The following is a 12992-nucleotide window of genomic DNA, read 5'->3' as shown; positions in this document are numbered from 1 at the left end:
CGCGACAGGCGGCTGCCCGGCCGTCAGGCGAAGACGACCGTACGGTGTCCGTTCAGCAGCACCCGGTGCTCGCTGTGCCACTTGACCGCCCGCGCGAGGGCCTGGCATTCGACGTCACGCCCCACGGCGACGAGCTGCTCCGGCGACGCCTCGTGGCCCACCCGCTCGACCTCCTGCTCGATGATCGGCCCCTCGTCGAGCTCCGCGGTCACATAGTGCGCCGTGGCGCCGATCAGCTTGACGCCCCGCGCGTGCGCCTGGTGGTAGGGCCGTGCGCCCTTGAAGCTCGGCAGGAACGAGTGATGGATGTTGATGATCCGGCCGGGGAGCTGCTTGCACAGGTTGTCGGAGAGGACCTGCATGTAGCGGGCCAGCACGACGAGTTCGACGTTCTCCTCCTCGATCAGGCGCAGCAGCCTCGCCTCGCTCTCCTGCTTGCTCTCCTCGCTCCCCTTCGTCACCGGGATGTGGTGGAAGGGGACGCCGTAGGAGCCGGCCAGCCCTTCGAAGTCGGTGTGGTTGGAGACCACGGCGGCGATGTCGACCGGAAGGGCACCGCTGCGGGAGCGGAAGAGCAGGTCGTTGAGGCAGTGCCCGAAGCGGCTGACCATCAGGACGACGCGCATGCGCTCCTCGGCCGGATGCATCTGCCAGTCCATCTGGAAGGAGTCGCCGATCGCCGAGAAACTCGCGCGCAGCTTGTCCACCGTCACGCCGGGGTCCGCGGAGAAGTGGACGCGCATGAAGAACAGGCCCGTGTCGTGGTCCCCGAACTGCTGGCTGTCCTCGATGTTGCAGCCCGTCATGAAGAGATAGCTCGACACGGCGTGCACGATGCCCTGTTTGTCCGGGCAGGAGAGCGTGAGGAGGTACTCCTCGCGGTCTCGGCCGGGGCGGGAGGACGTGTGGTGCGGTGCGGTGTTTCCGGCGGTGGTCCCGGCATCAGCGTGCGGCTGGCTCATGGGCCAAGCCTTGCACAGCCGGAAGGGCCCTCCCGACCGGCGTTCCTCAGACCGAATCCGGCGTTCCTCAGACCGAGTGCAGCATGATCGCCAGCACGTCGAGGGAGCGGGGCGGCTCGTCCGGGTCGTCGCCGTCGTTCGTGGCCAGCCGTACGTGTGCGTCGCGCGCCGCCCGTACCGCTTCGGACCAGCCGTGGTGCTCCATGTACGAGGCGACGGGGGCGTCGGCGCCGACCTGGTGCATTATGCGCAGCACGCGCAGCACCGCGGTGTCGACGAGCGCGGCCTCCTGCGAGTCGCGGAAGATCGTGCCGACATACTTCTCGGCGGACCAGTTGTCCAGCCAGGTGTCCTCGACGAGGCGGTACACGGCGTCGGTGACGTCGCCGTAGCCGGGCCGGCCCGTCGCCCAGCAGTCCTGCTGGAAGGAGGGGTCGGAGAGCATGTGCAGTGCCGAGCGCACGTTGCTGCGCCAGCGCCACCAGGGCATGTCATGGACGGGCATGGGGTCCATGGTGGTGGACCGGGGGGTGCGACGGGAAGCCCTCGCCGAATCTCGCTCGGAGGAGGCCCGGGGCACGGAACTCTGCTGCATGGTCCTCGACCATACGTTCCCCTGCGCGGACCTCTGACCGGGGCCCCGCGTCAGAGTTCGCCGACCTGCCGCTGCTTGAGCCCGTACTTCTGCGCCGTCGGATTCCAGAGCTTGGCCGCCTGCTTCTTTGCGGCCGTCGCCTCGCCGCTGGAGCGCGCGCCCAGGCCCGTGTGCGTGGTCGTACGCGCCTTGCCCTTGCGGCAGCCCTTCTTGCCGCCGGCCTGGTCGGCCCAGGTCGCGTAGTGGCTGTCGGCGGCGGCGGATGCCTTCCAGGCGCGTGTGAGGGAGGACTTCAGCTGGGCGCTGGCGGGGATCTCGCCCGTCTCGACCTTGCCGAGACGGGTCACCAGGCTGTTGCGCTGCCCGGCCGCGGCCCGCAGATCGCCGGCGGCCTGCTCGAGCTTCTTGCAGGACTTGATGTTCTCCACCGAACGGATCACCGAGGCGCGGCTGTTGTTGCTGTCCGCGAGGAGCTTGTCGAGCTCCTTCGCCTGCGCTTCGGCGGGATCGGGCCCCGCGGACTTCTCACTCGCGGGTGCCGCGGAGGACTTGCTCCTGGACTTCTGGTCGTCCTTTTCGCCGCCGCTCAGCGCGGCGCCCGCCACCATGCCCACACCGGCGACGACAGCGACGCCGACCCCGATCAGGATGCCGGGCGACATCCGGGAGAGCGCGCTGCGTTCGGCGTTGCGGCGGGCGGCGCGGCCCTGCGGCTCCCACTGGCCGTTCTGCCCGTTCTGGCCGCCCTGGCCCGGGCCCTGGCCGAAACCTTGGCCCTGACCTTGGCCTTGGCCGTACGGACCGGACGGGCCGCCGGGGCCTGACTGCCCGCCGGACTTGCCGAGTCCGCCGACCCCTCCGCTGCGCTGACGCGCGACCGCCTGGTCGAAGAGGGGAAGGCTCTGTGTCGCGCCCGGCTCACCGGAGCCGCCGGGCGCCGCCCCGGGCTCGGAGCGGAAGAGGCTCTCGAACCCAGCCGGCGGCTGCGGCTGCTGAGCCGGGGCGCCGTGGCCGCCCTGCCCGCCGGCGGGAGCCTCGGGCGGCAGCGGCGAACGGAGCTGTGCCGTCGACTCGGGGTCGGCTGGCGGGGGCGGCGGCCCGCCGACCTGCGGGGGCAGCATCTGCGTGGCCTCGGCGTCGGCCGCGGGCGCGACTTGCCCGGGCTGGTACTGACCGGGCAGCGGCCCTCCGCCGGTGACCGGCGGTATGTACTGCGTGGCGTCGGCCGCCGACGCGTCCGGTGCCGGGGCTCCCGCCGCGAACGGCTGCCCGGCGGGCGGCTGTTGGGGCTGCGGGTGCTGAGGCGGCTGCTGGGCCTGCGCCTGCTGCTGCGGCAACTGGCCGTTCCCGTAGTACGCCTGAGCGCCCTGCGGTTCGGGTGCCTGCGGTATGTGTGGTCCCTGCGGCACGTGGGGCGTGTGCAGCCCCGGCGTGTGCAGCCCCTCCCCGGTCTGCGCGGCAGGAAGGGGAGCGCCGGCGGCGGTCTCCGGCTGTACGGACGCAGGCGGCAGGTCCGGGGAGTGGGGAGCGGGCGGCGGCGTGGGATCGCCGCCGCCGAGTCTTCCGCCCTGCGCGGCGCCCGCCTCCTCCGTGGCCCCCGGCAGCGAGTGCTGCTGAGGCGGCATGGCGGGCGGCTGCGCGGGCATGGCCGGCGGCGCCTGCGGCGGCGGAGGGAGCGGCGGCGACTGCTCCCCGGAGGTCACGGCCGCCTGCGACTCCGGCCCCCAGGGCTCGCCCCACGGCTGTCCCGCGGCCGGCTGCCTGTGCGACTCGTCGACCTGACGCTGCTGTTCCGGGGTCCAGGGGTCGCCGTTCGCCGGCAGCACGACACCCTCGTAGAGGGGCTGGTCGCCCTGTCCACGTCCGCTGTGCGCTGTCACCGGGACTCCTCGATCGATCAACTGACTGCCGGAACCGTCGGGTCACGCTACCGGGTGGCCTGGAGGAGCGACCACGCAGCTGATGGGGCGACACCAACCCTTCACCTCGGATATGGAACAAACCAGAACACAGGCGCACTTAAGCGACCGCCGAGGCCTCCAGCCGCGCTGTGAAGTCCCGCACGACCGGCTCCTTCACAAACGGCACAAGTCGCCGCCGGAAGTCTTCGAGGTACTCGGCACCGCGGCCCGAGCGGAGAGTTTCGAGGAGTTCAATCCCGTTTGCACCGGTATGGCATGCGTGTTCAACCTCACGTTTCTCCAACTGGGCGGACGCCAGCAGGAACGTACCGATGACGCGCCGCCGCACCCGGTTGCCGGGATGACCCGCCAGTGATTCGCCGGCCTGCTCGGCCGCGTCCCGCGGCCGCCGCAGATCACGGTGGCAGTGCGCCAACTCGTCGGCGAGATAGGCCCGTCCGAAATGGGAGATCCACACCGGGTCGTCGGACGGGTCCCCCGCCGCCGCCCGCTCCATCGCCGACTGCGCCCTGCCCGCCGCCTCCAGGGACGCTCGTACGTCCCCCAGCAGCGCGTGCCCCCGCGCCTCGGCCGCACAGAACATCGCCTCGGTCCGCGGCGTGGCGTGGCCCCGTGCCCCCTCCTGCGCCGCGCGCGCCAACTGGGCCGCCTCGCGCGGGTTTCCGAGCGACGCCGTCAGATGGCTCATGCTCGCCGCCAGTACGTATCCGCCGTACGCGCGGTCGCCGGCGGCCTGCGCCAGGCGCAGCGCCTGGATGAAGTGGCGCTGGGCCAGACCGGTCTGCCCTGTGTCGACGGCCATGTAGCCGGCGAGTTCGGTGAGCCGTGCCGCTGCGGCGAACAGCGCTCGGCCCACCCCTTCCTTGTACGAGCCGACGAGCAGCCCGGAGACCACGCTGTTGAGGTAGTGCACGACGACGGGCCGCACGTGCCCGCCGCCGAAGCGGTGGTCGAGCTGGCAGAGCGAGTTGGTGGTCGCACGCACGGCCGCGACGTCGGACATGCCCACGCGTGCCCCGGCGCTCCGCGCGACCTGCCCGTCCGGTGTGGTGATCAGCCAGTCCCGGCTGGGCTCGACGAGCGTGGAGGAGGCGACGGTCGAACCGCCGAAGGAGCCCTGGCGTCCGACGTCGCTGCGCCACAGCTCGCATGCCTGCTCGACGGCTCCGGCGACCGTCGGCGCGAACTGCAGCCCGACGCCCGCGGCCTGGTTCCTGCCGTCGGCCATCCCGATCTCGTCGAGCGTGACCGTGCGCCCCAGTTTCCGGCCGAGCGCCTCGGAGATGACCGCGGGGGCGCGGCCCCGCGGCTGCTGGCCGCGCAGCCAGCGCGCCACGGATGTCTTGTCGTAGCGCAGATCCAGTCCGTGCTCCACTCCGCAGACGTTGACCCGCCGCGCGAGCCCCGCGTTGGAACAGTTGGCTTCCTGGATGAGTGCCTGCAGCTTTTCGTTGGGCTGCCGAGCGACCAGAGGCCGGGCGGTCATGTATCCCCCTCAGGACGACATTGGATGACCACTGCCCAGGACATATGCCCGTGTCTCAGTCGATACACCGTCTTCCGGACAGCGCACCGCAGTGTGGAACTACCCCTTACGCCCGGCCTCTTACGCGTGCGCCCCCCGCAGTGCCCCTGTGCGCCCTGCGGCTACCGGGGCAACGCCGAAGGCCCGCCCCCCCCCCCCGAACGCGTCGGCCTCCGGCGCCGGGCGGCGCCCGAAACCTCAGCCACAGGGCCGTTGCGCCCGATGCCGCCCCGCTGCAACCGGGCCCTTCTCCGGGCCCCCCACGAAGCGTGGGGAAAAGGGGAGGGCGACTACGACGGCGAGGGCCAGCGGCATGAAACGACCGCGACCCGCACGTTCGTCTGCTCCGCCGGGCACGGCTACCCGTCGGCGGGAAGCACCGCCTGGAGAAACGGTTCGACCACACGGCGCCAGTCGGTGGGCTGGTCGAGATGCATGAGGTGACCCGCCTCCGGCACCTCCGCGTAGATGCCGCGCGGCAGCACACGGACCATCTCCTGGGCCTCGGCCCGGCCGAGTTCGCCGTCGATGCCCCGTACGACGAGCGTCGGGCAGACCACGCGCGCCAGCTCGTCCCAGTGCGCGTCGTGCACCCACGTCTCGCGCACCTGGAGCATCTGCCGCCGGGAGAAGACCGGCCACCAGCCGTCGTCCCGCTCCGTCATCACCTCGGTGAAGAAGTCACCCCTCGACGTCTGCGGCCGCTCCAGCGCCGGATCCTCCTCGCCGAACCACCGGCGTACGTCGGCGAGGGTCGCGAACGGCACGGGCCAGGACTTGAACCACTCCTCCCACTCCCGCTGCGACTGCTCCCCGAGCGCCGCCGCCTTCATGTCGCAGATGATCAGGGCGTGTACGAGGTCGGGCCGCTTGGCGGCGAGCTGCCAGGCCGTCAGGGCACCCATGGAGTGGCCGATGAGCGCGACCGGCGCCAGGCCCAGCTGTTCGATCGCGGCCTCGGCGTCCGCGACGAACTCCTCGCGGTCGTACGGGTCCTGGTCGTCGCCGGCGACGGGCTTCTCGCTGCGTCCGTGGCCCCGCTGATCGAGGCCGACGGCCCGGTAGCGGCCCGAGAGCCAGCGCGCGGTGTCGGCCCAGTGCGCCGCACGGCCCATCAGGCCGTGCAGCAGCAGCACGCTCTTCGAACGCGTTAACGGCCTGCTCTCCTGGGCACCTGCGCCAGGCTCCGCTTCCGGGCGGCACTTGGCCACGTCGGAGAACTCCCATGCCGCGAGCCGGACTCCGTCCGAACCAGTCACGTCGAGCCGTCGCACCATCCGCTCCGGCACCCCCATTCCTTCTGACCGCTCCCCCACGCTATCGAACTTCTATTCGAACGCGCCGCAGTCCACTGGAAACCCCTACTTTCGAGTGACTGGGTTCAAGGGTTGATCGCCGGGGTCGTGGAAAGACAGCTACCGGGAGGAGGGCTGACCCTGAGAGCTCGGGGCTCTGGGTCGCCTCAAGGGGAAAAGGGGAGGCGGGGCCCCGGACGCCGAAGGCGCCGGGGCCCTTGTCATGGCCTGTGCCGCGGCGCGCGGCCTGCCGTCCGCCGGGGGGTGCGACGGCTCTGGAACCGTCGGGCCCCGCACCGGACCCGAGTCTGAAAGGCAGGGATCTGCAAGGCGGTTCGGGGGAGGACGGCTCCGGTCTGTGCGGCTTCCCGCCTCCCGCTCCGCCGGCCCGCTCAGCCCGCTCAGCGCGATCCATCGACGGCTCCCCTCCGCCCGTACATGCGTAGCCACAGCGTCGCACGGCGCATGGCCGGGCACTCGGTTTACCGTAACTTTCGTACCGGCAGGCCTCTTTGGGAAGATGTTCCGCTTTCAGTCCGGGAGCACTTGCCCGGCGCAGACTCTCTGACCTGCTGACGGGCCGTCAGGGATTCGGGGAAGGCCGGAAGGCCACAGCCCCGCCTGAGCCGGCCGAACCGGGAACCCGGAAACGGGAAGTGGGAAGCGGAAAGCCGGAACGCCGGGGTCAGCGCCGCGCGACGAACACGTGCGCAGCGATGTCGGAATCCAGCTCGGCCGCCTCGCCGCTGCTGCCGATCTGCACACCGCCGGTCGCACCGGCGTTGACGCTCACGACCGCGCCCGGCTGCACGCCCGCGCGCCGCAGCGTGTACATCAGCTGCGAGTCCATCTGGATCGGCTCGCCGATGCGGCGCACCACGACGGTCTTCGCATCGCCGCCCGCCTCCAGATCCGTGAGGCTGACCATCCCTTCGTCCAGGAACGACTCGGTCTCGGCCTCCTCGCCCAGCTCCTCCAGACCGGGGATGGGATTGCCGTACGGCGACTCCGTCGGGTGCCGGAGCAGCTCGAGGACACGGCGCTCGACCGCCTCGCTCATCACGTGCTCCCAGCGGCACGCCTCCGCGTGCACCTGCTCCCACTCCAGGCCGATCACGTCGACCAGCAGACACTCGGCCAGCCTGTGCTTGCGCATCACGCGGGTGGCGAGCCGGCGGCCCTCCTCGGTCAGCTCCAGATGCCGGTCCCCCGCCACCTTCACCAGGCCGTCCCGCTCCATGCGCGCGACGGTCTGACTCACCGTCGGTCCGCTCTGGTCGAGGCGCTCGGCGATACGGGCACGCATGGGGACGACGCCTTCTTCTTCCAGCTCCAGAATGGTGCGGAGATACATCTCCGTGGTGTCGATCAGTCCGGACATGCGTGCCCCTCGGTCAGTCGTGCATCGTGGCCCTGCTCCAATTCTGACTCATCGGTCGGACAACCGTCCCTCCCTGGACGCATTGCTCTCTTGACAGATCACTGGTCCAGACCTCTAACGTGATCACGCCGCGTCGGGCACGGACGGAACCGGCGACCGGCGGCCGGGGCCCCACCACGGCCCGGCGACGCGCACCACGAGACCCGGGGGGACCTGCGGGATGAGCGACAACACGCTGGCGAGCGACTTCTTCGACGCCGCGATATCCCTGCTCGAGCAGGTCAGGGACGCCGCCGGGGAGGACATCGCCGCCGCCGGGACGCTGCTGGCCCGCACCGTCGAGGAAGGCGGCCGGGTCTTCGCCTTCGGCGCCGGACACTCCTCGCTTCCCGCCCAGGACGTCGTATACCGCGCCGGCGGCCTCGCCGTGATGAATCTGCTGCCGGTTCCAGGCGCAGTCGGGGTCGATGTGCGCCCCGCCACGCTCGGCAGCGCCCTGGAGCGCGTGGACGGGCTCGCCTCCGCCGTGCTCGACACCGGCCCCGCTCACGAAGGCGACCTCCTGTTCGTGATCTCCCTGTCGGGCCGGAACCCGCTGCCGGTGGAGATGGCGTCGCACGCACGCGCCCTCGGGATCAAGGTCGTCGGCGTGACCTCCGTCGCCTACGCACACGGGACGACCTCGCGCCACGCCGGCGGGACCTTCCTCAAGGACCACTGCGACATCGTCCTCGACAGCCGGATACCGGTCGGAGACGCCGAGTTGAGCACCGAGGGCGTCCCGGCGCCCTTCGCTCCGGCGTCGACCGTCGTCACCAGTGCGCTGATGCAGGCCGTGGTCGCCACCGCCGCCGGGGAGCTCGTCTCCCGCGGCATCGAACCCCCGCTGCTGCGCTCGGGGAACGTCGACGGCGGGCTCGCGTGGAACGACACCGTCATGGAGCGCTACGCGGACCGCATCTTCTACCGCTGACGTGTTCCACCGCTGACGTGCTGCCGCCGGGCCTCAGTGCCGGGCGCCGCCCGGCCCGTGCGGCGCCCGGGTCAGCTGTGCCATGTCGACGGCCGCGGCGATGCGTACGGCGATGTCCTCCGCGTACGCGGCGTCCGAACGGTCGAAGGAGCGGCGGCTCGCACCCCGCAGGAAGGTGACCACGCCCAGCGTGCGGCCCCGGCTGCGCAGCACCGTGCACAGTCCGTGGACCGTCCCGTCCGGCCACTTGCGGGCCGCGGCCCAGCCCTCGATCACGGCACCGCCGGCCTGCCCGGCGGCCGCGACTCCGCCGACGCTCGCCCGTACCGAACCGCAGCGCGCGTAGGCCTGATGCGCCGGGTGCCCCTCCGCGTAACTGACGGGAATGCCCCCGAGGGTGCCCTGACCGGCCTGCCCGGCCGCCATGTGCCGCTGGAGCGACGGCACCGGGTCCGGTCCGGAGGCGGGCGTCGCCGCGACCCGTACCAGGCGCGGCTCGCTGGTCTGCCCGTCCGTGTCGAAGGCGTCGAACGCGTCGAGGCCGTGGCCGTCGCCGCTCTCGGCGTCCTCGACGGGAAGGGCGAGGTCCAGCAGGGCGTGATCGGCGAAGCCGGCGAGGGCGAAGTCGAGATGGACGGTCGCCGCCTCCATCGGCTTCTCGCACTCGGCGGCGGCACGCGCGGCACGGTGGAGCTGGTTGTCGCGGAAGCGCAGCCGGTCGGCCTCCTGCTCCATGCGCTTGGAGTCGGTCACGTCCTGGAAGAGCCACGCGACCCCCAGCGGCACCGGCGCCTCCGTCATGGGCGAGGACAGCCGGAGGAAGCCGCTGCGCCAGCACCTGCGCGCCCCGTACGCCTCGCCCTGCCCGGCTGCTCCCTGCGGACCCGCACCGGCCGCCTCCCCGGGCCCGGGCCCGCGACGGCCCGAGCGGAGCGTCACCCAGATCTCGGCCGGAGCGGAGGGCGGCCCTTCGGCCAGCACATGCTGGAGCGCGCCCTCCAGTTCCTCCACGCCCTGGTCGACGAGCTCGCCCAGCGGACGTCCGAGCATCGCGGCACGCGAGACGCGGAAGGCGCTCGCCGCCGACAGGTTCACGACGGCGGGACGCAGATCGGCGTCGACCAGGACCACGCCCCACGTGGCGTCCTCGAAGAGGCATTCGCTCAGCGCGATGGAGCGTTCCAGGTCGATCTGCGCGTGCACCTCGCTGAAGGCGCAGTAGACGCCCATCGGGCTGCCGTCCGCCGCGACGACACCGGACGCCTGGGTTCGCACGAGCAGCCGGCGGCCGTCCTTCGTCAGCAGCGCGAACTCGTGGACCTGCCGCCCCGGGGTGTGCATCGCGGAGAACAGCCGCGCCTGTACCTGCTCCGCGTCCGCCTCGCGCAGCGCCCAGCCCGCCAGGCCCTTCCGGCCGACGGCCTCCTCCGGCGTCCAGCCCAGGAGCCGCTCGGCCTCACGGTTCCAGTGGGTGACCGCGCCGTCGGCGTCGAATGCGCACAGCGCCGCGTCCATGCCGTCCAGCAGCGCGGCGAGCAGCAATTCGTCGTCGGGCCCCTGCCTGTCGTCGCCGTCCGACGACGAAGCAGCGTGGGTCCTGGATCGAGCGGACACCTGAGCACCCCCAGCCGAACGCGCCGAATTGACTGCCACTGCCGCCTGCCGCTGCGCGTACGGATCATTCAACTCGAACGTGACGCAGCGCACACGCAGTTCAGCGAAATCGTTGCCGCCCCGAAATCGCTTGCGAGGGGCTTTCGCGCTGCCTAGCGTGCTGACCACACGAGAAAGGAGGTGATCCGGTAAATGATGCTTACCCGGACGCGTGAGGTGGCTGCGGCCTAGAGCCGACGCCACAGTGTGACGCCGGTATCGCCGGCCAATCTCAATGCAGTCACCCGGCCCGCGGGCTCGTCGGACTCGTCCGACCGGCGCCGTTCGCCCTCGGCGAGCGGAGCAGCCCGCGGGCCGTCTGTGTCCGCGGGCCGTCTGTGTTCCCGGACCGCCGGAACACCCCGCAATGCCCGGAATACCAGGAATGCCAGTAACCGTCCCGGACCTCGGCGATCTCTGAGGCCCCCGGAACAGCCCTCGTTCGCAGGTTCAGGGGCAGAGCCGCTCGACACTCCAGCCCTCCACGGGCTGCCCCGGGTCGGCCGTGCGGACGTAGCGAAGCCGGTCGTGCAGCCGGTTCTCGCGCCCCTGCCAGAACTCGACCGACTCCGCCCGCACCCGGAAACCGCCCCAGCCCGGCGGCGCCGGCACGTCCTCGCCCTCGGGGTAGCGCTCCGCGAGGGCGGCGTAGAGGCGGTCGAGTTCCGCCCTGGACGCCACCGTCGACGACTGCTCGCTGGCCCACGCGCCCAGCTGCGAGCCGTGCGGGCGGGTACGGAAGTAGGCCGCGGTCTCGTCCCGTCCGATCCGCTCGGCGATGCCGGAGACGATGACCTGCCGGGCGATGGGGTGCCAGGGGAAGAGCAGCGACGTCTGCGGGTTCGCCTCCAGCTCGCGGCCCTTGCGGGAGCCGTAGTTGGTGAAGAAGACGAAGCCGCGCTCGTCGTACTGCTTCATCAGGACCGTGCGGGAGCTGGGCAGTCCGTCCGCACCGGCGGTCGAGACGATCATGGCGTTCGGCTCGTGGAGGCCGCTCGCCGCGGCGTCGGCGAACCAGCGCGCGAACTGGCCGTACGGGTCGGGCGCGAGCTCCTGCTCCGTGATGCCCTGGGCGCGGTAGCGGGCGCGCATCGCGGCGGGGTCGAGGACGGTCAGGGGGGCGTGGCGGGCGGCGTCTTCGTCAGCGTCGGGCACGCGTTCATCTTGCAACATCATCCGCCGCCGCGTCCGTGTGCCTGATCTCACCCCGTACACGGATGTCCGGAGCCGCGGGGCAGGCCCCAAAATCGTCAGCCGGGCCACTGCCGCCCGTGCGCAGAGGAGTTGCCGAGCTGCCCGTCACGGCCGTACGGGCCAGGGGTGACCACCCTTCGCACGGGGCAGGCCCCTGAAGGACGACGTCACGGTCCGCCAGCCGGTCACCGGCGGTGGAACCCTCGCGTTCCCGCCAGACCCGACAGCGGCGAACCCGGTCACGCCTCCGGCGTCCGGCGCCGACAACCTCATGAGGAGCCACCTGATGTCCGACTTCGTACCCGGGCTCGAAGGAGTCGTCGCGTTCGAGACGGAGATCGCCGAACCCGACAAGGAGGGCGGCGCGCTGCGATACCGCGGCGTGGACATCGAAGACCTCGTCGGGCACGTGTCGTTCGGGAACGTGTGGGGCCTGCTGGTCGACGGGGGATTCAACCCCGGGCTGCCGCCGGCCGAGCCGTTCCCCATACCCGTGCACTCGGGCGACATACGCGTCGACGTCCAGTCGGCACTGGCGATGCTCGCCCCCGTCTGGGGTCTGAAACCGCTGCTCGACATAGACGAGCGGCAGGCACGGGACGACCTGGCGCGCGCCGCCGTGATGGCGCTGTCGTACGTCGCGCAGTCCGCACGCGGGCCGGGCGTGCCGATGGTGCCGCAGCAGGAGATAGACAAGGCCGAGACGATCGTCGAGCGCTTCATGCGGCGCTGGCGCGGCGACCCCGACCCGAAGCACGTCGCGGCCGTCGACGCCTACTGGACCTCCGCGGCCGAACACGGCATGAACGCCTCCACCTTCACCGCCCGCGTCATCGCCTCCACCGGCGCCGACGTCTCGGCCGCGCTCTCCGGCGCGGTCGGCGCGATGTCCGGGCCGCTGCACGGCGGAGCCCCGTCCCGGGTGCTCGGTATGATCGAGGAGATCGAGCGCACGGGCGACGCCGAGGCCTTCGTGAAGCGTCAACTCGACCGCGGTGAGCGCCTGATGGGCTTCGGGCACCGCGTATACCGTGCGGAGGACCCGCGGGCACGCGTGCTGCGACGTACGGCCAAGGAGCTGGACGCGCCGCGCTACGAGGTTGCGCAGGCCCTGGAGCACGCGGCGCTGAAGGAGCTGCACGAACGCCGTCCCGACCGGGTGCTGGCGACGAACGTGGAGTTCTGGGCGGCCATCGTGCTGGACTTCGCCGAGGTGCCGGCGAGCATGTTCACCTCGATGTTCACGTGTGCGCGCACGGCCGGCTGGGCTGCGCACGTACTGGAGCAGAAGCGCACGGGGCGGCTGGTGCGGCCCTCGGCGCGGTACGTCGGTCCGGGCCCGCGCGATCCGCGCGAGGTCGACGGGTACGGGGAGGCGCTGCACTGACCCGCGCCCGGCCGGCGCCCGGCCCGGGCATTGGCCGGGGGATTCCGTACGGGAGGGGCGGCTAGGGGCCCGGCTGGCGGCGCCCGGTAGGAGGCACCCGGCTGC

The 12992-nt window shown here is 71.9% G+C and carries 10 protein-coding genes; 2 read left to right on the top strand and 8 right to left on the bottom strand.

Going from position 1 to position 12992, the window contains the following annotated elements; all coding sequences use genetic code 11:
* Positions 1 to 23 precede the first annotated feature (23 nt).
* The 6 genes from purU to ACSMXX_RS18555 form a co-directional block, all read right to left on the bottom strand.
* Positions 24 to 962 carry a formyltetrahydrofolate deformylase gene (gene purU, locus ACSMXX_RS18580; protein ID WP_473179820.1) on the bottom strand — a complete coding sequence of 313 codons (939 nt, stop codon included), beginning with the start codon at positions 960 to 962 and terminating at the stop codon, positions 24 to 26.
* A gap of 67 nt (positions 963 to 1029) precedes the next feature.
* Complete coding sequence (locus ACSMXX_RS18575) at positions 1030 to 1476, bottom strand: SCO4402 family protein (RefSeq protein ID WP_473179819.1); 447 nt, start codon at positions 1474 to 1476, stop codon at positions 1030 to 1032.
* 131 nt (positions 1477 to 1607) lie between these two features.
* Positions 1608 to 3437, bottom strand: a complete 1830-nt coding sequence (locus tag ACSMXX_RS18570) for a hypothetical protein (protein ID WP_473179818.1) — start codon at positions 3435 to 3437, stop codon at positions 1608 to 1610.
* Between the two features lie 139 nt (positions 3438 to 3576).
* Positions 3577 to 4965 (bottom strand): transcriptional regulator, encoded by a 1389-nt coding sequence (locus tag ACSMXX_RS18565; protein ID WP_473179817.1) that lies wholly within the window; start codon positions 4963 to 4965, stop codon positions 3577 to 3579.
* 398 nt (positions 4966 to 5363) lie between these two features.
* Complete coding sequence (locus tag ACSMXX_RS18560; protein WP_473184847.1) at positions 5364 to 6281, bottom strand: alpha/beta fold hydrolase; 918 nt, start codon at positions 6279 to 6281, stop codon at positions 5364 to 5366.
* Positions 6282 to 6984: 703 nt separating this feature from the next.
* A complete protein-coding gene (locus tag ACSMXX_RS18555; protein WP_473179816.1) occupies positions 6985 to 7680 on the bottom strand; it encodes an iron-dependent transcriptional repressor DtxR in 696 nt (231 codons plus the stop codon).
* Between the two features lie 220 nt (positions 7681 to 7900).
* On the opposite strand from ACSMXX_RS18555, the gene ACSMXX_RS18550 reads away from it, so the two are divergent.
* Positions 7901 to 8653 carry an SIS domain-containing protein gene (locus ACSMXX_RS18550; protein ID WP_473179815.1) on the top strand — a complete coding sequence of 251 codons (753 nt, stop codon included), beginning with the start codon at positions 7901 to 7903 and terminating at the stop codon, positions 8651 to 8653.
* A gap of 33 nt (positions 8654 to 8686) precedes the next feature.
* Here ACSMXX_RS18550 and ACSMXX_RS18545 read toward each other — a convergent pair whose 3' ends face one another.
* Both ACSMXX_RS18545 and pdxH read right to left on the bottom strand, forming a co-directional pair.
* The gene (locus tag ACSMXX_RS18545; protein ID WP_473179814.1) at positions 8687 to 10267 is read right to left on the bottom strand and encodes a PAS domain-containing protein; all 1581 of its coding nucleotides are present in this window, start codon (positions 10265 to 10267) and stop codon (positions 8687 to 8689) included.
* 489 nt (positions 10268 to 10756) lie between these two features.
* Positions 10757 to 11398, bottom strand: coding sequence for a pyridoxamine 5'-phosphate oxidase (pdxH, locus tag ACSMXX_RS18540; protein ID WP_473184846.1), 642 nt, complete (start codon positions 11396 to 11398; stop codon positions 10757 to 10759).
* Between the two features lie 388 nt (positions 11399 to 11786).
* On the opposite strand from pdxH, the gene ACSMXX_RS18535 reads away from it, so the two are divergent.
* Complete coding sequence (locus tag ACSMXX_RS18535) at positions 11787 to 12887, top strand: citrate synthase 2 (RefSeq protein WP_473179813.1); 1101 nt, start codon at positions 11787 to 11789, stop codon at positions 12885 to 12887.
* Positions 12888 to 12992 lie beyond the last annotated feature (105 nt).

Source organism: Streptomyces sp. DSM 116795, from assembly GCF_055792905.1.
The sequence above is the reverse complement of the archived record's forward strand: the minus strand, read 5'-3'. Positions and strand labels throughout refer to the sequence as shown.

Coding starts and splice junctions, on each gene's coding strand:
- purU (WP_473179820.1), bottom strand. CDS start 962: ATGAGCCAGCCGCACGCTGATGCCGGGACCACCGCCGGAAACACCGCA.
- ACSMXX_RS18575 (WP_473179819.1), bottom strand. CDS start 1,476: ATGGACCCCATGCCCGTCCATGACATGCCCTGGTGGCGCTGGCGCAGC.
- ACSMXX_RS18565 (WP_473179817.1), bottom strand. CDS start 4,965: ATGACCGCCCGGCCTCTGGTCGCTCGGCAGCCCAACGAAAAGCTGCAG.
- ACSMXX_RS18560 (WP_473184847.1), bottom strand. CDS start 6,281: ATGGTGCGACGGCTCGACGTGACTGGTTCGGACGGAGTCCGGCTCGCG.
- ACSMXX_RS18555 (WP_473179816.1), bottom strand. CDS start 7,680: ATGTCCGGACTGATCGACACCACGGAGATGTATCTCCGCACCATTCTG.
- ACSMXX_RS18550 (WP_473179815.1), top strand. CDS start 7,901: ATGAGCGACAACACGCTGGCGAGCGACTTCTTCGACGCCGCGATATCC.
- pdxH (WP_473184846.1), bottom strand. CDS start 11,398: ATGCGCGCCCGCTACCGCGCCCAGGGCATCACGGAGCAGGAGCTCGCG.
- ACSMXX_RS18535 (WP_473179813.1), top strand. CDS start 11,787: ATGTCCGACTTCGTACCCGGGCTCGAAGGAGTCGTCGCGTTCGAGACG.